Origin of the sequence: Streptosporangium nondiastaticum (assembly GCF_003011965.1) — a bacterium.
In the GTDB taxonomy this organism is placed as follows: Bacteria; Actinomycetota; Actinomycetes; order Streptomycetales; family Streptomycetaceae; genus Streptomyces; species Streptomyces nondiastaticus.
The window spans coordinates 1-24,692 of record NZ_PXWG01000026.1 but is presented as its reverse complement, the minus strand read 5'-3'; the positions used below and the strand labels follow the sequence as shown (position 1 = coordinate 24,692).

The following is a 24,692-nucleotide window of genomic DNA, read 5'->3' as shown; positions in this document are numbered from 1 at the left end:
AAGTCTTCGCAAGGGTGAGGGACGATTTCGGTGGCGAACGAGGACAAGCTCCGCTATTTCCTGAAGCGAGTCACCGCAGATCTCCAGGAGACCCGGCGGCGCCTTCGTGACTACGAGGACGCCGCCGGGGAGCCGGTGGCCATCATCGGGATGAGCTGCCGCTACCCGGGCGGGGTCAACTCGCCCGAGGACCTGTGGGAGCTGGTCGCCGGCGGCCGGGACACCGTCTCGGAGTTCCCCGCCGACCGCGGCTGGGACCTGGACGCGCTCTACGACCCGGACCCGGAGAACCGCGGGACCAGCTACGCCCGCGAAGGCGCCTTCCTGCGCGACCTCGCGCAGTTCGACGCCGGCCTCTTCGGGATCTCGCCCCGTGAGGCGCTCGCCATGGACCCCCAGCAGCGGCTGCTGCTGGAGACCTCCTGGGAGCTCTTCGAGCGGGCCGGCATCGACGCCGCCTCCCTGGCGGGAAGCAGGACCGGCGTGTTCGCCGGCGTGATGAACCACGAGTTCCTCGCCGCCCTGCAGAACTCACCGGAAGACCTTGAGGGTTACCTGGGCACGGGCACCTCGGGCAGCGTCGCCTCCGGGCGCGTGGCCTACACCTTCGGCCTCGAAGGCCCGGCCGTCACGGTCGACACGGCCTGCTCGTCGTCCCTGGTCGCCCTGCACCTGGCCATCCAGTCGCTGCGCAACGGCGAGTGCTCGCTCGCCGTTGCGGGCGGCGTCACCGCCATGGTCGGCCCCGCCACCTTCGTCGGCTTCAGCCGCCAGCGCGGACTGGCCCCCGACGGCCGCTGCAAGGCGTTCGCCGCGGGCGCGGACGGCACCGGCTGGGGCGAGGGCGCGGGCCTGCTGCTCGTGGAGCGCCTCTCGGACGCCCGCCGCAACGGGCACGAAGTCCTCGCCGTCGTACGGGGTTCCGCCGTCAACCAGGACGGCGCCTCCAACGGTCTGACCGCCCCCAACGGCCCCTCGCAGCAGCGCGTGATCCGCCAGGCCCTGGCCGCCGCTCAGCTGACCACCGCACAGGTCGACGCGGTCGAGGCGCACGGCACGGGCACGCGGCTCGGCGACCCGATCGAAGCACAGGCGCTGCTCGCGACGTACGGGCAGGGCCGCAGCGACGACAATCCGCTGTGGCTGGGCTCGATCAAGTCCAACATCGGCCACACCCAGGCCGCGGCCGGCGTGGCCGGCATCATCAAGATGGTCATGGCCATGCGCCACGGCGAACTCCCGCGCACGCTGCACGTCGACGCGCCGTCCCCGCACGTCGACTGGTCGGCGGGCGCCGTACGCCTGCTGACCGAGACCACGCCCTGGCCGGCGTCGGACGAGCCGCGGCGGGCCGGCATCTCCTCCTTCGGCATCAGCGGCACCAACGCGCACACGATCATCGAAGAAGCCCCGTCGGCCGAAGCGTTCACCCAGGACGCGGACGCTCCGGAGGCCCCGGAAGAGGGTGCCGGAAGCGCCCAGGCCGCCGGAAGCCCCCAGGCTGTCGCCGCGGAGGTCGCACGGCCGGCCGAGGGCGGGCCCGTGCCGTGGGTGATCTCCGGCAAGACCGAAGAGGCCCTGCGCGCCCAGGCCGAACGCCTGCTGTCCCGCGCGGACGACGCCGGCCTCTCCCCGCTGGACGTGGCGTTCTCGCTCGCCACGACGCGCACGGCCCTGGAACACCGCGCCGTGGTGCAGGGCGAGACCCCGGCGGAGCTCGCCGAGGGGCTGCGAGCCGTGGTTTCCGGCGCCCCGGCCCCGGGCGTGGCACGCGGCCACTCCGGCACCGGCGGGCGCGTCGCCTTCCTCTTCTCCGGCCAGGGCTCCCAGCGCCTGGGCATGGGGCGCGAACTGTACGCGTCCTACCCGGCGTTCGCCGCCGCCTACGACGAGGTCTGCGCGCACCTCGGCGCCCCGTTCGACGTCGACTCGGAGGAACTGCACCGCACGGGCACCGCCCAGCCCGCGCTCTTCGCGGTCGAGGTGGCGCTGTTCCGTCTCCTCGAATCGTGGGGGATCCGGCCGGATTACGTAGCCGGTCACTCCGTAGGCGAGATCGCGGCTGCTCATGTGGCCGGGGTGCTCTCTCTGGAGGATGCGGCGAAGCTGGTGTCGGCGCGTGCTGCGTTGATGCAGGCGCTGCCGACCGGTGGCGCGATGGTGGCTGTTCAGGCGACCGAGGACGAGGTGCTGCCGCATCTGGCCGAGCACGTAGGCATTGCGGCGATCAACGGGCCGCAGTCCGTGGTGATTTCCGGTGCCGAGGACGCCGTCACCGCGATCGCCGAGGTCTTCAAGCAGCAGGGCCGTAAGACCTCACGCCTGAAGGTCAGTCACGCCTTCCACTCGCCTCTCATGGACCCCATGCTGGAGGACTTCGCGCAGGTCGTCCGCGGGCTGACCTTCGAGAAGCCGCAGCTCCCCGTCGTCTCCAATCTCACCGGCCGCCTGGCCGACCCGTACACCCCCGACTACTGGGTCCGCCACGTCCGCGAGGCCGTCCGCTTCGCCGACGGCGTGCGGACCCTGCACGAGTCGGGTGTCACGACCTTCGTCGAGATCGGCCCCGGCGGCGTCCTCAGCGCCCTCACCCAGGGCTGCCTGGACGACGACATCACCACCGTCCCCGTCCTCCGCGCCGACCGCCCCGAGCGGGCCGCCGTCGTCGCCGCGGTCTCCGAACTGCACGCGCACGGCGTCTCTCCGGACTGGCACGCCTTCTTCCCCGGCGCCCACCGCGTCGACCTGCCCACCTACGCCTTCCAGTACGAGCGCTACTGGCTCGACGCCTCGGCGGCCGCGCCCGGCGACGTCCGCGCTGCCGGCCTGGGCTCCGCCGACCACCCGCTGCTGGGCGCCGCCGTCTCCCTGGCCGGTGGCGACGAGCGGCTGCTGACCGGCCGGCTGTCCCTGCGCACGCACCCGTGGCTGAGCGACCACGCCGTCCTCGGAAGCGTGCTGCTGCCGGGCACCGCGTTCGTCGAACTGGCCGTGCGCGCCGCCGACGAAGCCGGCTGCGAACTCCTGGAAGACCTCACCCTCGAAGCTCCCCTGCTCCTGCCCGAGCGGGGCGGCGTCGCCGTCCAGGTCTGGGTCGGCGCCGCCGACGGCTCCGGCCGCCGCCCGCTGACCGTGCACTCGCGCCCCGAGGACGACACCGACCTGCCCTGGGTCCGCCACGCGACCGGCTTCGTCACCGAAGAAGCGGCCGCCCCGGCCGCCGGCCAGGCACTCACGGCGTGGCCCCCGGCGGGCTCCGAACCCCTCGACCTCGACGGCTTCTACGACCGGCTGGCCGGCCTCGGCCTGGCCTACGGCCCGGCGTTCCGCGGTCTGCGCAGCGCCTGGCGCGCGGGCGCGGAGACCTTCGCCGAGATCGCCCTGCCCGACGGCACGGACACCGGCTCCTTCCTCCTCCACCCGGCGCTGCTGGACGCGGCGCTGCACGCGATCGGCGCGGCCGGTGCGAACGGCTCCCTGGTGGCCGCGGCGGACGGGCCGCTCCTGCCGTTCGCCTGGTCCGGCGTGTCCGTGCGTGCCACGGGCGCCTCCACCGTACGAGTGAGGCTGTCGCCGGCCGGTACGGACACGGTGTCCCTGCTCGTGGCCGACGCCGCCGGCGAACCGGTCGCCTCCGTGGAGTCGCTGACGCTGCGCGCGGTGTCGCCCGACCAGCTTCGCAAGAGCTCCGGCGACGCGATGTTCGCGATCGAACGGGCGCCGCTGACCCTGCCGTCCTCCGACGACACGGACGGGACGACCGTCGCGTACGCCGCGGACACCGCCGCGCTGCCCGGCGCCGACGCGCCGTCGCAGCCTGACGCGGTCGTGGTCCCGTGCCCCGACGGCCCGGAAGGGGCCCCCGAGGCCGAGCGGGTCCGCGCGGTCACCGCCGAGGTGCTGCGGCTGATCCAGCGGTGGTTCGCCGAGGACCGGACGCCGCGCCTCGTGCTCGTGGCGCGCTGCGACGACCTCGCCCACGCCGCCGCGGGCGGACTCGTGCGCTCGGCCCAGGCGGAGAACCCCGGCCGGATCGTGCTCCTCGAAACCGACCGCCCGGCGGACGTTTCCGGGCTCGTGCCCGGAGTTCTGCACACCGGCGAACCGCACGTCATCGCCCGCGACGGGGAGACGAGCGCACCGCGCCTGGCCCGCGCCGCGTCCGAAGTGACGGAGCACCCGGCATCCCCGGCGGGGGAGCGGCATGCGCTGCCGAACGCGGAGGGCGTCGCCTCTCCGGCGACTGGCATCACTGCCTCTGCGGCGGCGGAGAGCGTCGTCTCTTCCACGCCGGAGAAGACCGCTTCCCCGGCCGCGAGGGGAGCTGCCGCTCCGGCTGCGGAGAACCCCGCTTCTCCGGCCATGGAAGGCGTTGCCTTCGGCCTGGCCGAGGACACGGCTTCCGGCCTCGCCGAGGGCGACACCTCCGCCGTCACCCAGGGCGCCGCCCTGGGTGACCTCGGCACCGTGCTGCTCACCGGCGCCTCCGGCGCGCTCGGCGGTACCCTCGCCCGGCACCTCGTGACCGGTCACGGCGTGCGCCGGCTCCTGCTCGTCAGCCGCCGCGGCGCGGACGCCCCGGGCGCCGCCGACCTGGAAGCCGAACTCGCCGCGCTCGGCGCCGAGGCGACGTGGGCCGCCTGCGACCTCGCCGACCGCGACGCCGTCGCCCGGCTGCTGGCCGCCACTCCGGTCGACTCCGTCGTGCACACCGCCGGCGTCCTCGACGACGGCGTGATCGCCGCGCTCACCCCGGAGCGCCTGGACGCCGTCCTGAAGCCCAAGGCCGACGCCGTGCTCAACCTGCACGAGCTCGCCGGCGAAGACACGGCGTTCGTGCTGTTCTCGTCCGCCGCGGGCGCCTTCGGCAACCCCGGCCAGGGCAACTACGCCGCGGCCAACGCCTTCCTCGACGCCTTCGCCCGGCACCGCCGCGCCCAGGGCCGGCCCACGCTCTCGCTCGCGTGGGGCCTGTGGGAGCAGGAAGGCGCCATGGCCGACGCCCTCGACGAGGCGGGCAGGTCGCGCATGGCGCGCTCCGGCGTGCTGCCGCTCTCCACCGAGGACGGCCTGCGGCTGTTCGACGCGGCACTCGCCTCGGACGAGCCCGTGCTCGTACCGGTCCGCCTCGACACCGCCGCCCTGCGCGGCCGGGCGGCCGGGACCGTACCGGCGCTGCTGCGCGGACTCGTCCGCGTCACCACGCGCGGCACCGCCCAGCGCGCCGCCGCAGGCTCCCTGGCCGACCGCCTCGCCGGGCTGGCCCCGGACGAGCGCGACGAGGCCGTCCTGGACCTGGTCCGGTCCGAGGTCGCCGCCGTGCTCGGGCACGCCTCGCCCCGGGCGGTCCAGCCCGCGCACGCCTTCCAGGACCTGGGCTTCGACTCCCTGACGGCCGTCGAACTGCGCAACCGGCTGTCCACGGCCACCGGCCTGCGCCTGCCCGCCACCCTCGTCTTCGACCACCCCACGCCCGCCGCCCTGGCCCGGCACATCGGCACCGAACTCCTCGGCGACGCCCCGGCGGCCACGGCCGCAGCCACGGACCGGCGGACCGCCGCCGACGACGAGCCGATCGCCATCGTCGGCATGAGCTGCCGCCTCCCGGGCGGGGTGCGCTCGCCGGAGGACCTGTGGCGGCTCGTGGCCTCCGGCCGGGACGGCATCACCCGGTTCCCGGACAACCGCGGCTGGGACGTCGACGGACTCTACGACCCCGACCCCGAGCGCCTCGGCAAGACCTACGCGCGCGACGGCGGATTCCTGCACGAGGCGGCCGAGTTCGACGCCGGCTTCTTCGGCATCAGCCCCCGCGAGGCCCTGGCCATGGACCCGCAGCAGCGGCTCCTGCTGGAGGCGTCCTGGGAGGCCTTCGAGCGCGCCGGGATCGACCCGGCGACGCTCCGGGGCAGCAGCACCGGCGTCTTCACCGGCCTGATGTACCACGACTACGGCCAGGGCCCGCGCGAACTGCCCGAGGGCGTCGAGGGCCTGCTCACCACCGGCGGCTCCGGCAGCGTCGCCTCCGGCCGCGTGTCCTACACCTTCGGCCTCGAGGGCCCGGCCGTGACCATCGACACGGCGTGCTCGTCCTCGCTGGTCGCCCTGCACCTGGCCGTCCAGGCGCTGCGCAGCGGCGAGTGCACGATGGCCCTGGCCGGCGGCGTCACGGTGATGGCCAGTCCGACAGTCTTCGTCGAGTTCAGCCGTCAGCGCGGCCTGTCGCCCGAGGGCCGGTGCAAGGCGTTCGCCGCCGGCGCGGACGGCACGGGCTGGGGCGAAGGCGTCGGCATGCTGCTCGTGGAGCGGCTCAGCGACGCCGAGCGCAATGGCCACCAGGTCCTGGCGGTCGTCCGGGGCAGCGCGGTCAACCAGGACGGCGCGTCCAACGGCCTGACCGCGCCGAACGGGCCTTCGCAGCAGCGCGTGATCCGGCAGGCCCTGGCCTCCGCCGGACTCACCCCGGCCGATGTCGACGCCGTCGAGGCACACGGCACGGGCACCAAGCTGGGCGACCCGATCGAGGCGCAGGCGCTGCTCGCGACGTACGGGCAGGAGCGACCGGAGGGTCAGCCGCTGTGGCTGGGCTCGCTGAAGTCGAACATCGGCCACACGCAGGCCGCGGCCGGTGTCGCCGGTGTGATCAAGATGGTCATGGCGATGCGTCACGGCGTCCTCCCGCAGACGCTGCACGTGGACGAGCCGACGCCGCACGTGGACTGGTCGGCCGGTGACGTCCGGCTGCTGACCGAGGCCGTGGACTGGCCGGAGGCGGACCGTCCGCGCCGGGCTGCCGTGTCGTCCTTCGGCGTCAGCGGCACCAACGCCCACACCATCATCGAACAGGCCCCCGAGGCCGCCGAAGCTCCCGAAGCCGCTGAGGCCGCCGAGTCGCCCTCCGCCCCTGACTCCGGCGCCGTCGTGCCGTGGGTGCTGTCCGGCCGGACCGAAGCGGCCCTGCGGGCGCAGGCCGCCCGCCTCGCCTCCTTCCTCGGCAGCGGCGGCAGCGGCGACAGCGGCGACAGCGACGCGGTCCCGGCGGCCGACACCGCCTACGCGCTGGCCACGACCAGGGCGGCCTTCGAACACCGCGCCGCAGTGGTCGCGGACACCCCCGAGGCGCTCCGGCAGGGACTGGCCGCCGTCGCGGACGGCTCCACGCCGACCGACGTGGTGACCGGCACCGCACGCACCGGCGGCAAGACCGTCTTCGTCTTCCCCGGACAGGGGTCGCAGTGGGTGGGCATGGCCACCGAACTGCTGGAGACCTCACCGGTCTTCCGCGACCGGATCGACGCCTGCGAGCGCGCCCTCGCACCGCACGTGGACTGGTCGCTGACCGCGGTGCTGCGCGGCACCTCCGACGTCGAGCAGGACCGGGTCGACGTGCTGCAGCCCGTGCTGTGGGCGATGACGATCGCCCTGGCCGAGGTGTGGCGCTCGTTCGGGGTGACCCCCGACGCGGTCGTCGGGCACTCCCAGGGCGAGGTCTCCGCGGCGGTGATCGCCGGAGCGGTCTCCCTGGAGGACGGCGCCCGCATCGTGGCGCGGCGGAGCCTCGCGGTGCGCGAGCTCCAGGGCCTCGGCGGCATGGCCTCGGTGACGCTCCCGGACGAGGAGGCGCAGGAGCTGATCGGCCGCTGGACCGGCCGCCTCGGCATCGGCGCCGTGAACGGGCCCGGCACCGTCGTGGTCTCCGGCGACACCGACGCCCTGGACGAACTCCTCGCGCACTGCGAGCAGGAGGGCATCCAGGCCCGCAAGGTCGCCGTCGACTACGCCGCGCACTCGCCGCAGATCGAGCGCGTCGAGGCGCAGGCCGCCGAGGGGTTCGCCGGCATCAGCCCGCTCCCCGGCGCCGTGCCCTTCTACTCCACGGTGACGGGCGGGAAGCTGGACGCGGCCGAGCTCGGCTCCGGCTACTGGTACCGCAACATGCGGCAGACGGTGCGGTTCCACGCCGCGATCCGGTCCGCCCTGGCCGACGGTCACGACGTGTTCGTCGAGGTCAGCCCGCACCCCGTGCAGCTGGCGGGCATCCAGGACGCCATCGAGGCCGCCGAGGCCGAAGCCGTGGCCGTACCGACGCTGCGCCGCGGCGACGGCGGCCGGCACCGGCTCATGCTGTCGCTGGCACAGGCGCACGTGCACGGCGTCGCCGTCGACTGGGACGCCGTCCTGCCGGGCGCCCGCCGCGTGGACCTGCCGACGTACGCGTTCCAGCACGAGCGGTACTGGCTGGAGGCCGGCGCGCCGGCCGGTGACGTACGGGCCGCCGGGCTGGACTCCGCCGACCATCCGTTCCTGGGCGCGGCGGTGGAACTGCCCGACGCCGGCGGCCACCTGCTGACCGGGCTCCTGTCGCTGCAGGCCCAGCCCTGGCTGGCCGACCACGCCGTGTTGGGCACGGTGATCCTGCCGGGAACGGCGTTCGTGGAACTGGCCGCCCACGCCGCGGCCGAGACCGGCTGCGACCTCGTCGAGGAACTCACCCTGCAGGCACCGCTGCTGCTGCCCGAGCACGGCGGCGTGCAGCTCCAGGTCCTCGTGGGCGCCCGGGACGACTCCGGCCGCCGCCCGCTGAGCGTGCACTCGCGCGCCGGGGAAGGCCCCTGGATCCGCAACGCCACCGGCGCCCTCGCCACCGGCGCCACCCCCGCCGCCACGGACCTGAGCAGCTGGCCCCCGGCCGACGCCCAGCCCGTGGACCTCGACGGCTTCTACGACCGGCTCGCGGACCTCGGCCTGAGCTACGGCCCGCTCTTCCAGGGGCTGCGCGCCGTCTGGCGCGGCAACGACGGGGTCTACGCCGAACTGGCCGTCCCCGGCGAAGCGCACGCGGACGCGGAGTCCTTCGGCGTGCACCCGGCCCTGCTCGACTCCGCCCTGCACGCCCTGGGCGCGGGCGGCCTCGTGCCGGCGGCCGACGGGCCCCTGCTGCCCTTCGCGTGGTCCCGCGTCACGGTGCACGGAACCGGAGCGGCCGGCCTGCGCGTACGGCTCTCGCAGGCCGGCGGGGACGCGGTACGGCTGGAGGCCGCCGACGGCACGGGCCGGCCCGTCGTCTCGGTGGAGTCGCTCACGCTGCGCCCGGTGTCGGCCGACCAGCTCCGTACGAGCTCCCGGGACTCCCTGTTCACTGTGGAGTGGGCGCCGCTCGCCGGACCGTCCGAGGCGAACGGCACGAGCACGACCGTCCGCGCCTACGACGACATCGCCTCCCTCCGCTCCGCCCCGGAGACGGAGACCGGCACGGAGGCGGACGTGGACGCCGTCGTGGTGCCCTGCCCGGCCGGGTCGGGCACCGGCGCCGAGCGGGTCCGGGAGGTCCTGGCCGAGGTGCTCGGGCTGGTGCAATGGTGGCTGTCCGAGGACCGGGCCGCCCGCCTCGTGCTCGTGACGCGGGGCGCGGTCGCTACCGGCGACGGGGCCCAGGACGATCCGGCGCAGGCGGCCGTGTGGGGCCTGGTGCGGTCGGCGCAGTCCGAGAACCCGGACCGCATCGTCCTCCTCGACACCGACGAGGACACCGACCGGCAGCGGGCCGCGGCGGCGGTACGGCGGCTCGTCGCCTCCGAGGAGCCGCAAGCCGCGCTGCGCGGCGACACGCTCCTGCTGCCCCGGCTCGCCAGGGCCGCCGCCGACGCCCCGCGGACCACCCCGGACTTCGGCACCGGGACGGTGCTCCTGACCGGCGCGTCCGGCGCCCTGGGCGGACTCGTCGCCCGGCACCTCGTCACCGGGCACGGCGTCCGCAGCCTCCTGCTGCTGAGCCGGCGCGGCGCGGACGCCGACGGCGCTGCGGAGCTCGGGGCGGAGCTCACCGCCGCGGGCGCCGAGGTCACTTGGGCCGCCTGCGACGTCGCCGACCGCGACGCCCTCGCCGCGGCGCTGGACGGGACGCGGGTGACGGCCGTGGTGCACACGGCCGGCGCCCTCGACGACGGCGTCATCGGCTCGCTCACCCCGGAGCGCCTGGACACGGTCCTGCGCCCCAAGGCCGACGCGGTGCTGAACCTCCACGAGCTGGCGGGCGACGTCTCGGCGTTCGTCCTCTTCTCCTCGCTCGCGGGCACCCTCGGCACCCCCGGCCAGGCCAACTACGCCGCGGCCAACGCCTTCCTGGACGCCTTCGCGAGGCACCGCCGCGCGCAGGGCCTTCCCGCGGTGTCGCTGCCGTGGGGCCTGTGGCAGCGGACCGGCACCATGACCGAGGACCTCGGCGGCACCGACCGGAACCGGCTCGCCCGCGGCGGCGTGCTGCCGCTGTCCGACGAGGACGGCCTCGGACTCCTCGACGCGGCGCTCGCGCTGGACGAGCCCCTGGTGGTGGCGGCACGGCTGGACCTCGCCGCCCTGCGGAACGCGACCGCGCCGGTGCCGCCGCTGCTGCGGCCCCTCGTCGGCGGCCGGCCGCGGCGCACGGACCGGACGGCCGCCGTACCGCTGGCGCAGCGGGTCGCGGACCTGCCCGAGAGCGAGCGCGAAGAGGTGGTGCTGGACCTCGTGAGGTCCGAGGTCGCCGCCGTCCTCGGGCACAGCTCGGCCAAGGCCGTCCAGCCCGACCAGGCCTTCGGTGACCTGGGCTTCGACTCGCTGACCGCGGTGGAGCTCCGGAACCGGATGAACAAGGCCACCGGGCTGCGGCTCCCCGCGACGCTGGTCTTCGACTACCCGACGCCGGCAGTGCTCGCCCAGCGGGTCCTGAAGGACCTGCCCGGCGGGACGGGCGGCACAGTGCCGCTCTTCGACGAGCTCGACCGCCTCGCCACCGCCCTCGACGGCGCCGGAGCGGACGGCGTCGACAACGTCACCCGAACCAAGATCAACATGCGTCTCCAGGCGCTGCTCGCCCGCTGGAACGGGAACGAGCCGGCCGACCCGGGAGGCGCCGGCGGAGCCGGGGACGAAGACGACCTCAGCTCGGCGAGCGACGAGGAGCTGTACGAGCTCCTCGACGACGAACTCGGCATCTCCTGAACGACGAACGCGGCATCTCCCGAACAGCGCAGGCCAAAAGGGGCGGGCAACACCGATGATGAACGAAGACAAGCTCCGGGACTACCTCAAGCGGGCCACCACCGACCTGCGCCAGGCCCGGCGGCGCGTGCGCGAGCTGGAGGCCCGCGACCAGGAGCCGATCGCCATCGTGGGCATGAGCTGCCGGTTCCCCGGCGGCGTCGACTCGCCCGAGGCGCTGTGGCGGCTGCTGGCCGGCGGCGGCGACGCGATCTCGCAGTTCCCCGAGGACCGCGGCTGGGACGTCGACTCCCTCTACGACCCCGACCCCGAGCGGCCGGGCAAGGTCTACACCCGGCAGGGCGGATTCCTGCACGGCGCCGCCGACTTCGACGCGGACTTCTTCGGGATCTCGCCGCGCGAGGCCCTGGCCATGGACCCGCAGCAGCGCCTCCTGCTGGAGACCGCGTGGGAGGCCTTCGAACACGCGGGCATCGACCCCGCCCCCCTCAAGGGCAGCCGCACCGGCGTCTTCGCCGGCCTGATGTACCACGACTACGGCTTCACGCCCGGCGTCCTCCCCGACGGCGTCGAAGGCCTGATGAGCACCGGCAACTCCGGCAGCGTCGCCTCCGGGCGCATCGCCTACACCTTCGGCTTCGAAGGCCCGGCCGTGACCATCGACACGGCGTGCTCGTCCTCGCTGGTCGCCCTGCACCTCGCCGTGCAGGCCCTGCGCAACGGCGAGTGCACCATGGCGCTCGCCGGCGGGGTCACCGTCATGGCGGGCCCCAGCGCGTTCGTCGAGTTCAGCCGCCAGCGCGGCCTCGCCCCCGACGGCCGCTGCAAGTCCTTCGCGGCCGCTGCGGACGGCGCCTCGTGGTCCGAAGGCGCCGGACTGCTGCTCGTGGAGCGCCTGCGCGACGCCCGGCGGCTCGGCCACCAGGTCCTCGCCGTCGTCCGGGGCAGCGCGGTCAACCAGGACGGCGCGTCCAACGGCCTGACCGCCCCCAACGGCCCCTCGCAGCAGCGCGTCATCCTCGAAGCGCTGGCCAGCGGCGGGCTGTCCGCCGAGGACATCGACGCCGTCGAAGCACACGGCACGGGCACGAACCTCGGCGACCCGATCGAGGCACAGGCCCTGCTCGCGACCTACGGACAGGACCGCGAACGGCCGCTCCTGCTCGGCTCGCTCAAGTCGAACATCGGCCACACGCAGGCCGCCGCGGGTGTCGCCGGCGTGATCAAGATGGTGCTGGCGATGCAGCACGGAGTGCTGCCGCAGACCCTGCACGTGGACCGGCCGACCCCGCAGGTCGACTGGTCCTCCGGCTCGGTCGAGCTGCTCACCGAAGCGGCCGCGTGGCCGGAGTCGGACCACCCGCGCCGGGCCGGGATCTCCTCCTTCGGGATCAGCGGCACCAACGCGCACGTCATCCTTGAGCAGGCCACGGAGCCGGAGGCGGAGGAAGCCGCCGGCGACGAGGCCGGGGGAGGGGCCGCGGCCGAAGCCGAGGAGGCGCTGAGGCCGCGGACCTCGGTGGTGCCGTGGGTGCTCTCCGGGAAGACCGAGGAGGCACTGCGGGAACAGGCACAGCGGCTGCTGTCGTCCGTGGACTTCGCGACCACGTCGCCGGCCGACGTGGGCTTCTCCCTGGCGGCCACCCGGTCGGCGCTGGAACACCGCGCCGCGGTGACCGGCGCCGACGCGGAGGAACTGCGCGCGGGGCTGACCGCACTGGCAGCGGGCGAACCCGCGGCACATGTGGTGACGGGGTGCGCCGAGGCGGCCCGGGGCAAGGTCGGGTTCTTGTTCTCGGGTCAGGGGTCGCAGCGGCTGGGGATGGGGCGTGAGCTGTATGCGGCGTACCCCGTTTTTGCTGCGGCTTATGACGAGGTGTGTGCGCTGCTGGACGCGCCGGTTGATGTCGATGCGGAAGCGCTTCATCAGACGGGGTGCACGCAGCCTGCGTTGTTCGCGGTTGAGGTGGCGCTGTTCCGGTTGTTGGAGTCGTGGGGTGTGCGGCCGGATTATGTGGCGGGGCACTCCGTAGGTGAGATTGCTGCTGCTCATGTGGCGGGTGTGTTGTCTCTGGAGGATGCGGCGAAGTTGGTGTCGGCGCGTGCTGCGTTGATGCAGGCGCTGCCGACCGGTGGTGCAATGGTGGCGGTTCAGGCGACCGAGGACGAGGTGCTGCCGCACCTGACCGACGAGGTCGGTATCGCGGCGATTAACGGTCCGCAGTCCGTCGTGGTCTCCGGTGCCGAGGGTGCCGTGCTGGAGATCGCCGAGGTCTTCAAGCAGCAGGGCCGTAAAACGTCCCGCTTGAAGGTCAGTCACGCGTTCCACTCGCCGCTGATGGACCCGATGCTGGAGAAGTTCGCGCAGGTCGTCCGCGGCCTGATCTTCAACGAGCCGCAGATTCCGGTCGTCTCCAACCTCACCGGCCGCCTGGCCGAGCCCTGCACCCCCGACTACTGGGTCCAGCACGTCCGCGAGGCGGTCCGCTTCGCCGACGGCGTGCAGACTCTGCACGACTTGGGCGTGACGACGTTCGTGGAGATCGGCCCCGGCGGCGTCCTCAGCGCCCTCGCCCAGGGCTGCCTCGACGATGAAGCCGTCGTCACCATCCCCGCCCTCCGCGCCGACCGCCCCGAGCCGCAGGCGATCACCCTCGCCCTCGGTCAGCTGCACACCCACGGCGTTTCCCCGGACTGGCAGGCGCTCTTCCCCGGCGCCCGCCGCGTCGACCTGCCCACGTACGCCTTCCAGCGCGAGCGCTACTGGCTTGAAGGAACGGCCGCGCTCGACGTCTCCTCGGCGGGCCTGTACTCCTCCGGGCACCCCCTGCTCGGCGCCGTGGTGGAGGCCGCCGGGGCGGACGACCTGCTGTTCACCGGCCGGCTGTCCGCGGCCGACCTGCCCTGGATCGCGGAGCACACGGTCGGCGGTGTGCCGGTGCTTCCGGTCGCCGCGTTCGTGGAGCTCGCGCTGGGCGCGGGCCGGCAGGCCGGGTTCCCGCAGCTGGCAGCGCTGGACGTGGACGCCCCGCTCGTCCTGGCGGAACAGGGCGCCGTCCGCATCCAGGTGCAGATCGGCGCGGGCGACGACGCCGACCGGCGGTCGGTGCGGGTCTTCAGCCGGGCCGCCGCCGGCGGTGCCGACGAGCCGTGGGTCCGCCACGCCACGGGTGAACTCACCCGGAACGCCCCGGTGGCCGACTTCGACATGGTGATCTGGCCCCCGGCGGGCGCCGAACCGCTGGACGTCCAGGAGCACCCGGGACTGTCCGCCGCCTGGCGCGCCGGGGACGAGCTGTACGCCGAGGCCGCGCTGCCTGCCGCGGAGCGCGACAGGGCCGACCGCTACGGCCTTCACCCCGTACTGCTGGACGCCGTCCTGAACACCCTGGCGCTCGACCGCGCCGGCGACCCGGGTGCTGTGCTCATGCCCTACGCCTGGAGCGGCACGTCCGTGCACGCCCCGGGAGCAGGGGCCGTGCGCGTGCGGGTCCGGCCCGCCGCCGGCGGTGGCGACGCGGTGGCGGTCGAGCTGGCCGACGCCGACGGCGCTCCCGTCGCCTCGGTGGCGTCCGTGCGGACGCGGGCGATGTCCCCGCAGCAGGTTCTGGCGTCGCGCGTGGCGCACCAGGACTGGATGTTCGAGGTCGACTGGGTCGAGCACACCGCTGCTGCTCCTGCTGCTCCTGCTGCTGCCGCTCCTGCCGCCGCTTCCGCTCCCGAGACCGAGTGGGCGGTCCTCGGCGGTGACGGCCCGTACGCCGGCATCGACGCGCTCCGTAAGGCGGTCGACGACGGCGCGGCCGTGCCCGGCCACGTCCTCCTGCCCTGCGCCCCGAGCGAGGGCGACGCCGCCTCGGCGACACGTGCGCTGCTGGCCGGTGTGCTGTCGGCCGTCCAGGAGTGGGTCGCCGACGAGCGGTTCTCCGACGCGCGGCTCGTGGTGATGACGCGCGGAGCCGCCGACCTGGACGGTACGGCGCCGGACCTCGCCCACGTCGCGGTGGCGGGCCTGGTGAGGTCGGCGCAGGCCGAGCACCCGGACCGGCTTTTGCTCGTCGACGCCGACGACTCCGTGGCGCACGGGGCCCCCGCGCTCGCCGCGGCCCTCACCGCCCTGGACGAACCGCAGGCCGCGGTGCGCGGCGGCAGGCTGTTCGTGCCGCGCCTCGCCCGGACCGCCCCGCCCGAGGAGCCCGCCGACCACGCGTGGGACCCCGAGGGGACCGTGCTGCTCACCGGCGCGACCGGTGGCCTCGGACTGTCCCTCGCGCGCCACCTCGTCGCCGAACGCGGCGCGCGCAGGCTGCTCCTGGTCAGCCGCCGCGGCCCCGCCGCCGAAGGCGTCGGCGAACTCGTCGCCGCCCTCTCCGAGCTGGGCGCGCACGTCGACGTGGCCGCCTGCGACATCGCGGACCGGGACGCCCTCGCGCGGCTCCTGGCCTCGGTCCCGGCCGAACACCCGCTCGTGGCCGTGGTCCACGCGGCGGCGGCCCTGGACGACGGCGTGATCACCGCGCTGACCCCGGAGCGCCTGGACACCGTGCTGCGGCCGAAGGCCGACGGCGCGCTGCACCTGCACGAGCTGACCAAGAAACTGGACCTCTCCGCGTTCGTGCTCTTCTCCTCCCTGGCCGGGGTCCTGGGCAGCGCCGGCGCGGCGAGCTACGCCGCGGCCAACTCCTTCCTGGACGGGCTCGCGCGGCAGCGCCGGGCCGCGGGTCTGCCCGGCACCTCGCTGGCCTGGGGCCTGTGGACCGAGAACGGCGGCATGGGCGACCGGATCACCGACGCCGACCGCAACCGCATGGGCCGGTCCGGGGTCGTGCCGTTCACCTCCGCGGAGGGCCTGGCCCTGTTCGACGCCACCCTCGCCGTGGACCGGCCGGTGATCGTGCCGGTCCGGCTGGACGTCCCCGGCCTGCGCTCCATGGCCCGCGCCGGCGTGCTGCCCGCGATCTTCCGCGGCCTCGTGGGGGACACCGGCGGCCCGGCCGAGGAGGCCGCGGCCTCCGGCACCCCCGCCCTGGCCCGCCGCCTCGCCGGCATGCCGGAGGCCGACCAGGAGAAGGTGCTGCTGGACCTGGTCCGCAACCAGGCCGCCGCCGCCCTCGGCCGCGCCGACGCGGCCCGGATCGAGCCCACCACGGCCTTCCGGGACATCGGCTTCGACTCCCTGACCGCGGTGGAGCTCCGCAACCGGCTCAAGGCCGCGACCGGGCTCCGGCTCAAGCCCACCCTCGTCTTCGACCACCCCAACCCGGTCGCGATCGCCAGGCTCCTGCACAAGGACCTGGTCCTCGACCTCGCCGCAGAGACCCCGCCCGTGCTCGGTGAGCTGGACCGCCTGGAAGCCCGGCTCGCCGCGCTCGCCCCGGAGGACGCGGTACGGGACAAGGTCACCGCCCGGCTCAAGGCGCTCCTCTGGAAGTGGACCGACACCCACCAGGACGCCGCCGCGAACACCGCCGACGCCGGCACCGGATCCGGCACCGACCGCGACTTCGACCTCGACCGGATCGACGCCGCCACCGACGACGAGATGTTCGACCTCATCGACCAAGAGCTCGGGTCTCTCTAACTCTTCTCACGCACTGCTACCGAGGACGTAAAACATGTCGAACGACGACAAGCTCAGGGATTACCTCAAGCGCGTGATGGTGGACCTGCGCCACACCCGCAGGCAGCTGGGTGAGCTGGAGGCGAAGGACACCGAGCCCATCGCCATCGTCGGAATGGCCTGCCGCTACCCGGGCGGGGTCGGCTCCCCCGAGGACCTGTGGCAGCTGGTCTCCTCGGGCGGCGACGGCGTGACGGAGTTCCCCGCCGACCGCGGCTGGGACCTGGACGCGATCTACGACCCCGATCCCGCGCGGACGGGCCGCACGTACGTGCGTGAGGGCGGCTTCCTCCACGACGCCGCCGACTTCGACCCCGCGTTCTTCGGGATCTCCCCCCGCGAAGCCCTCGTCATGGACCCGCAGCAGCGGCTGCTCCTGCAGACCTCGTGGGAGGCCTTCGAACGCGCGGGCATCGACCCCGCCACCGCACGCGGCACCCGCGCCGGAGTGTTCGTCGGCACCAACGGCCAGGACCACGCCTACCTCCAGCGGCAGGGCGACAGCGACATCGAGGCCCACCTCGTCACCGCGAACACCGCCGCCGTGGTCTCCGGCCGCATCTCGTACGCCCTCGGCCTCGAAGGCCCCGCCGTCACCGTCGACACGGCCTGCTCGTCCTCTCTCGTCGCGCTCCACCTCGCCGCGCAGGCGCTGCGCCGCGGCGAGTGCTCGCTCGCCCTGGCCGGCGGCGTGACCGTGATGGCCACGCCGAACACGTTCATCGCGTTCAGCGCGCAGCGCGGCCTGTCGCCCGACGGCCGCTGCCGCGCGTTCTCCTCGACCGCCGACGGCACGGGCATGTCCGAAGGCGTCGGCGTGCTCCTCCTGGAGCGGCTCTCCGACGCCCGCCGCCTCGGCCACGACGTGCTCGCCGTCATCCGCGGCAGCGCCGTCAACCAGGACGGCGCGTCCAACGGCCTCACCGCCCCGAACGGCCCGTCGCAGGTCCGCGTGATCCAGCAGGCGCTGGAGAACGCCCGGCTGACCGCCTCCCAGGTCGACGCGGTCGAGGCGCACGGCACGGCCACCACCCTCGGCGACCCCATCGAAGCCGACGCCCTGCTCGCCACGTACGGCCAGGAGCACTCCGGGGACCGGCCGCTGTGGCTGGGATCCATCAAGTCCAACATCGGTCACACGCAGGCCGCTTCCGGCGTCGCCGGTGTGATCAAGATGGTGATGGCCATCCGCAACGGCGTGCTGCCGCAGACGCTGCACGTCGACGAGCCGACCACCCAGGTCGACTGGTCGGCCGGCGGCGTCAGGCTGCTGACCGAGGCCGTCCAGTGGCCCGCGTCGGACCACCCCCGCCGTGCCGCCGTCTCCTCCTTCGGCGTCAGCGGCACCAACGCCCACACGATCCTCGAACAGGCCCCGGCCCTCGACGAGGAGCCCGACGGCGAGACCGCCGCCCCCGCCCCCGCCGCCGGCGCGCTGCCGTGGGTGCTCTCGGCCAAGAGCGACGCCGCGCTGCGGGCCCAGGCCGAGCGCCTGCTCTCCTTCCTGGAGAACGGCTCCGGCGCCTCTCCGGCCGACATCGGCTTCTCCCTCGCCACGACGCGCTCCGCCTGGGACCGGCGGGCGGCCGTCATCGGCGAGAGCCTGGAGGAACTCGCCGAGGGCGTACGGGCCCTGGCGTCGGACACCCCGTCCGCGGCCGTGGTCCGGAGCGCCGCGCACCTCGGTGACAAGACCGGGTTCCTGTTCTCCGGCCAGGGCTCGCAGCGGGCCGGCATGGGGCGCGAACTGTACGCCGCCTTCCCGGCCTTCGCCGCCGCCTACGACGAGGTCCGCGCCCACCTCGACGTCACGCTCGACGCCGACGCGGAGCAGCTTGACCAGACCGGCTGCACCCAGCCCGCGCTCTTCGCCATCGAGGTGGCGCTGTTCCGGCTCCTGGAGTCCTGGGGCGTCCGGCCCGATTACGTGGCCGGTCATTCGGTGGGCGAGATCGCTGCCGCTCATGTGGCGGGCGTGCTGTCCCTTGAGGATGCGGCGAAGCTGGTGTCGGCGCGCGCCGCGCTGATGCAGGCGCTGCCCGCGGGCGGTGCGATGGTCGCCGTCCAGGCGACCGAGGACGAGGTGTTGCCGCATCTGACCGACGGCGTCGGCATCGCGGCTATCAACGGCCCGCGGTCCGTGGTGATTTCCGGTGCTGAGGCTGCCGTTCTGGAGATCGCCGAGATCTTCAAGCAGCAGGGCCGTAAGACGTCCCGGCTGAAGGTCAGCCACGCGTTCCACTCGCCGCTCATGGACCCGATGCTGGAGGACTTCGCCGAGGTCGTCCGCGGTCTCACCTTCAGCGAGCCGCGGATCCCCGTGGTCTCCAACCTCACCGGCCGTCTCGCCGAGCCCTACACCCCCGACTACTGGGTCCGTCACGTCCGCGAGGCCGTCCGCTTCGCCGACGGCATCCGGACCCTCAGCGGCCTGGGCGTGACGACCTTCGTGGAGATCGGCCCCGGCGGGGTCCTGAGCGGCATGGCACAGGGCTGCGTCGACGAGGCCGTCACCGTCCCGCTGCTGCGTGCCGACCGCCCCGAGCAGCAGGCCGTCGTGACCGCGCTCGGCGAACTGCACGTGCACGGCGTCTCCCCGGACTGGCAGACGCTCTTCCCCGGCGCGCGGAAGGTGGACCTGCCCACCTACGCGTTCCAGCAGCAGCGCTACTGGCTGGAGGCCCCCGAGGCCGAGGCCGCCGTCGTGGACGCGGTCGACGCCGAGTTCTGGGCGAGCGTCGAGCGCGAGGACGCCCAGTCGCTCGCCGCCACGCTGGGCCTGAGCCCCGAAGAGCTGGACGTCGTGGTCCCGAAGCTGTCCGCCTGGCGGCGGCAGCGCCGCGAGCAGTCCGTCGTCGACGGCTGGCGCTACCAGCTGACCTGGCAGCCGCTGAACGGCCTGCCCGCCGGTGACCTCACCGGCAGCACCTGGCTGTTCGCCGCACCCGAGGGCGACGAGTGGGCCGGGACGGTCCGCGCGGCCCTCGCCGGACGCGGCGCGCACCTGATCCCGCTGACGGCCGGCGCGGACGCCGACCGCGCGTCCCTGGCCGGCGAGCTGACCCGGATCGCCGCCGAAAACGGCGCCGTCGACGGCGTCCTGTCGCTGCTCGCGACCGACGAGAGCGCCGCACCGGAGCACCCGGAGCTCTCCCAGGGCCTCGCACAGACCATCGCCCTGGCCCAGGCTCTGGGCGACGCGGACATCGACGCGCCGCTGTGGTGCGCCACCCGCGGCGCGGCCGCCACCGGCCGCTCGGACGACGCGCCGCTCAGCGCGGTGCAGCACCAGGTGTGGGGCCTCGGCCGCGCCCTGGCCCTGGAGCACGCCCGGCGCTGGGGCGGCCTGATCGACCTGCCCACGACGGTCGACGAGCGCGCCGCCGGCCGCATCGCCGCCGTGCTGAACCAGGACACCGGCACCCCGGAGGACCAGGTCGCCGTCCGCGCCTCCGGCGTGTTCACCGCCCGGCTCACCCACGCCCGCAGCGGCACCGGCCGGCCCTGGACGGCGCGCGGCACGGTGCTGATCACCGGTGGTACGGGTGCGCTGGGCGGGCACGTCGCCCGCTGGCTCGCCGGCGCGGGCGCCGAGCACCTGGTGCTCGCCGGCCGCCGCGGCGCCGATACGCCCGGCGCGGCCGCGCTCAAGGCCGAACTGGAGGAGCTGGGCGCGCGCGTCACCCTCGCCGCGTGCGACGTCGCCGACCGCGACGCGGTGGCGGCGCTGCTCGCCGAGCACGCCTTCACCTCGGTCTTCCACGCCGCGGGCGTGGAGCAGTTCGCCGCCTTCGACGAGCTGACCCCGGCCGACTTCGCCCGCACCCTCGCGGCGAAGGCCGGCGGCGCCGCGCACCTGGACGAGCTGCTGGGCGACCGCGAGCTGGACGCCTTCGTCCTCTTCTCCTCCATCGCCGGCGTGTGGGGCAGCGGCATGCAGACCGCCTACGCCGCCGCCAACGCCTTCCTCGACGGTCTCGCCGCCCGGCGCAGGGCGCGGGGCCTGACCGCCACCGCCATCGCCTGGGGCCCCTGGGCCGACGGCGGCATGGTCACCGACGCCGACGAGGAGCACCTGCGCCGCCGCGGCGTCGTCACCCTGCCCGCCGCGCTCGCCGTGACCGCGGTCCAGCGCGCCCTCGACTGCGGCGACACCGCGGCCGTCGTGGCCGACATCGACTGGGAGCGGTTCATCGGACCGTTCACCCTCGGCCGCCCGAGCGCCCTGCTGTCCGAGCTGCCCGAGGTGCTCCGCGCCGGGGCCGCCGCCGCACCGGCCGATGCCACCGGCGGCGCCACGCCCCTGGCGGCTCAGCTCGCCGCCCTGCCGGAGGCCAAGCGCACGGAGACCCTGGTCGACCTGGTCCGCGGGCACGTCGCGGCCGTCCTCGGCCACTCCTCCGCCGCGGAGATCGAGCCCGGACGGGCGTTCAAGGACCTCGGCTTCGACTCCCTGACCGCCGTCGAACTCCGCAACAAGGTCAACGCGGCGACCGGCCTCTCGCTGCCGCCCACCCTCGTCTTCGACTACCCCAACGCCACGGCGCTCGCCCGCTTCCTGCAGAGCGAGCTCCTCGGCTCGCAGGCCGCCGCCCTGCAGGAGCAGCACGCGGCCGCCGACGACGAGCCCATCGCGATCGTGGCGATGAGCTGCCACCTGCCCGGCGGCGTCGACTCGCCCGAGGCCCTGTGGGACCTGGTGACGTCCGGCGGCGACGCCATCTCCGCATTCCCGGCCGACCGCGGCTGGGACGTCGACGGACTCTACGACCCCGACCCCGACCGCCCCGGCAAGACCTACGCGCGCGACGGCGGCTTCCTCTACGGCGCCACCGGCTTCGACGCCGGCTTCTTCGGCATCAGCCCCCGCGAGGCCCTCGCCATGGACCCGCAGCAGCGGCTCCTGCTGGAGACCTCGTGGGAGGCCTTCGAGCGGGCCGGGATCACCCCCGCACAGCTGCGCGGCAGCCGGACCGGCGTCTTCGTCGGCATGGCCTACCAGGGCTACGGAGCCGACGTGCGCCGCACGCCGGAAGGCGTCGAAGGACACCGGCTGGTCGGCGGCGCGTCCAGCGTCGTCTCCGGCCGGGTGGCCTACACCTTCGGCCTCGAAGGCCCGGCCGTCACGATCGACACGGCCTGCTCGTCGTCGCTGGTGGCCCTCCACTTGGCCATCCAGTCGCTGCGCAACGGCGAGTGCACCATGGCCCTGGCCGGCGGCGTCACCGTCATGGCCAGCCCGAACGTCTTCGTCGAGTTCAGCCGCCAGCGCGGCCTGTCGCCCGACGGCCGCTGCCGGGCGTTCGGCGCGGACGCGGACGGCACCGGCTGGTCCGAGGGCGTGGGCGTGGTGCTCGTCGAGCGCCTCTCCGACGCCGTGCGCAACGGCCACGAAATCCTGGCGGTCGTGCGCGGCAGCGCCGTGAACCAGGACGGCGCGTCCAACGGCCTGACCGCCCCCAACGGCCCGGCGCAGCAGCGCGTGATCCGCCAGGCCCTCGCCTCGGCCGGACTCGCGCCGGCCGACGTCGACGCCGTCGAGGCGCACGGCACCGGTACGACGCTGGGCGACCCGATCGAGGCGCAGGCGCTGCTCGCCACGTACGGGCAGGAGCGTCCCGAGGGGCAGCCGCTGTGGCTGGGCTCGCTGAAGTCGAACATCGGCCACACCCAGGCCGCCGCCGGTGTCGCCGGCATCATCAAGATGGTCATGGCCATGCGCCACGGCGTGCTGCCGAGGACGCTGCACGCGGACGAGCCGACGCCGCACGTGGACTGGTCCGCGGGCGAGGTGCGCCTGCTGACCGAGGCCGTCGACTGGCCGGAGTCGGACCGCCCGCGCCGCGCCGCGATCTCGTCGTTCGGCGTCAGCGGCACCAACGCCCACACCATCATCGAACAGGCCCCCGAAGCAGCCGAGCTGCCCTCCACGCCTGACTCCGGCGCGGTCGTGCCGTGGGTGCTCTCGGGCAAGGGCGAGGCGGCGCTGCGCGCGCAGGCGACCCGGCTGGCCGGCCACCTCGACGCGACGGACGGCTGGACGGCCGCCGACGTCGGCCTCTCCCTGGCCTCCCGCGAGACGTTCGAGGACCGCGCCGTGCTCCTGGCGCAGAGCCCGGACGAGTTCCGGCAGGCACTCGCCGCGCTCGCGGCCGGCGAGCCGGCGGCGAACGTGACGCTGGGTCGCGCCGGATCCGAGGGCAAGACCGGGTTCCTGTTCTCCGGTCAGGGCTCGCAGCGCATCGGCATGGGCCGTGAGCTGTACGAGGCGTTCCCTGTCTTCGCCGACGCGTACGACGAGGTGTGCGCGCGTCTGGACGCGCCGGTCGACGTCGACTCGGAGGCGCTGCACCGGACCGGGGCGACGCAGCCCGCGCTCTTCGCCATCGAGGTGGCGCTGTTCCGGCTGCTCGAATCGTGGGGCATCCGGCCTGATTACGTGGCGGGTCACTCCGTAGGCGAGATCGCGGCTGCTCATGTGGCGGGCGTGCTGTCGCTCGACGACGCGGCGAAGCTGGTGTCGGCGCGTGCCGCGCTGATGCAGGCTCTGCCCGTCGGTGGCGCGATGGTCGCCGTGCAGGCGACCGAGGACGAGGTGCTGCCGCACCTGACCGACGGCGTCGGCATCGCGGCGATCAACGGTCCGCAGTCCGTGGTGATTTCCGGGGCCGAGGCTGCCGTGCTGGAGATCGCCGAGGTCTTCGCACAGCAGGGTCGTAAGACGTCCCGTCTGAAGGTCAGCCATGCGTTCCACTCGCCGTTGATGGACCCGATGCTGGAGGAGTTCGCGCAGGTCGTCCGCGCCTTGACCTTCAGCGAGCCGCAGCTCCCCGTCGTCTCCAACCTCACCGGCCGCCTGGCCGACCCGTACACCCCCGAGTACTGGGTCCGCCACGTCCGCGAGGCCGTCCGCTTCGCCGACGGCGTGCAGACCCTGCACGGCCTGGGCGTGACGACTTTCGTCGAGATCGGCCCCGGCGGCGTCCTCAGTGCCCTGGCGCAGGCCTGCGCGGACGGCGTGGCCGCCGTGCCCGTCCTGCGCGCCGACCGGCCCGAGCGGCAGGCCCTCACCGCCGCGCTCGCCGAACTGCACGTGCACGGCGTCTCCCCGGACTGGCGGGCGCTCTTCCCCGGCGCCCACCGCGTCGCCCTGCCCACCTACGCCTTCCAGCGCGAGCGCTTCTGGCTGGAGGGGGACGAGGACCTGGCCGCCGCCGGCGGCACCGCGGCCGACCCGGCGGACTCAGGGTTCTGGGACACCGTGGAGCGGGAGGACGTGGAGTCCCTCGCCGCGACCCTGGGCGTCGGCGCCGACGCCTCGCTCAGCGCGATCCTGCCCCGGCTGTCCGCGTGGCGCCGGCAGCGCCGCGAGCAGTCCGTGGTCGACGGCTGGCGCTACCGCGTCACCTGGAAGCCGCTCGGCACGCTCCCGGAGCCGAACGCGTCCGGCACTTGGCTGCTCGTGACGGCCGGGGAGAGCGAGTGGGCCGGCTCCGTGCGCACCGCGCTCGCCGAGCGTGGCCTGGAGCTGGTGACGCTCGTCGCCGGGCCCGGCACCGACCGCGGGACGCTGGCCCGCGACCTGGCCGGCACCGGCCCCGTCGCCGGCGTGCTGTCGCTGCTCGCCGAGGACGAGAGCGCCTCGGCCGGCCACCCCGGCCTGTCGCACGGCCTCGCCGCGACGCTTTGCCTGGTGCAGGCGCTCGGTGACGCGGGCATCGACGGGCCGCTGTGGTGCGCCACCCGCGGCGCGGTGGCCACCGGCCGCTCCGACCGCGTGGACCGGCCGCTGCAGGCGCAGGTGTGGGGCTTCGGCCGGGCGGCGGCGCTGGAGTACCCGCAGCGCTGGGGCGGTCTCCTCGACCTCCCCGAGCTGCTCGACGCCCGCACCGCGGCCCGCGTGGCCGCCGTCCTCGGCCAGTCGGCCGAGGACCAGGTGGCGGTCCGCGCCTCGGGCGTCTTCGGGCGCCGGCTCGTCCGGGCCGGCCGCGCCGCCGAGGCCGGACAGGGCTGGCCGCCGCGCGGCACGGTGCCGATCACCGGTGCCACGGTTGCGCTGGGCGGGCACGTGGCCCGCTGGCTCGCCACCGCC

The 24,692-nt window shown here is 74.7% G+C and carries 3 protein-coding genes; all 3 read left to right on the top strand.

Features of this window, described 5'->3' with window-relative positions; all coding sequences use genetic code 11:
• Positions 1-30: 30 nt before the first annotated feature.
• Complete coding sequence (locus B7P34_RS13240; protein ID WP_106676120.1) at positions 31-10,980, top strand: type I polyketide synthase; 10,950 nt, start codon at positions 31-33, stop codon at positions 10,978-10,980.
• A gap of 55 nt (positions 10,981-11,035) precedes the next feature.
• Positions 11,036-16,561, top strand: a complete 5,526-nt coding sequence (locus B7P34_RS13235; protein WP_223267809.1) for a type I polyketide synthase — start codon at positions 11,036-11,038, stop codon at positions 16,559-16,561.
• A gap of 34 nt (positions 16,562-16,595) precedes the next feature.
• Positions 16,596-24,692 (top strand): type I polyketide synthase (locus B7P34_RS39375; RefSeq protein WP_146166809.1); only part of this gene is annotated, 8,097 nt, incomplete at its 3' end.

What these genes read in the sequence shown, in the direction of transcription:
- B7P34_RS13235 (WP_223267809.1), top strand. Translation starts at nt 11,036, where the DNA reads ATGATGAACGAAGACAAGCTCCGGGACTACCTCAAGCGGGCCACCACC.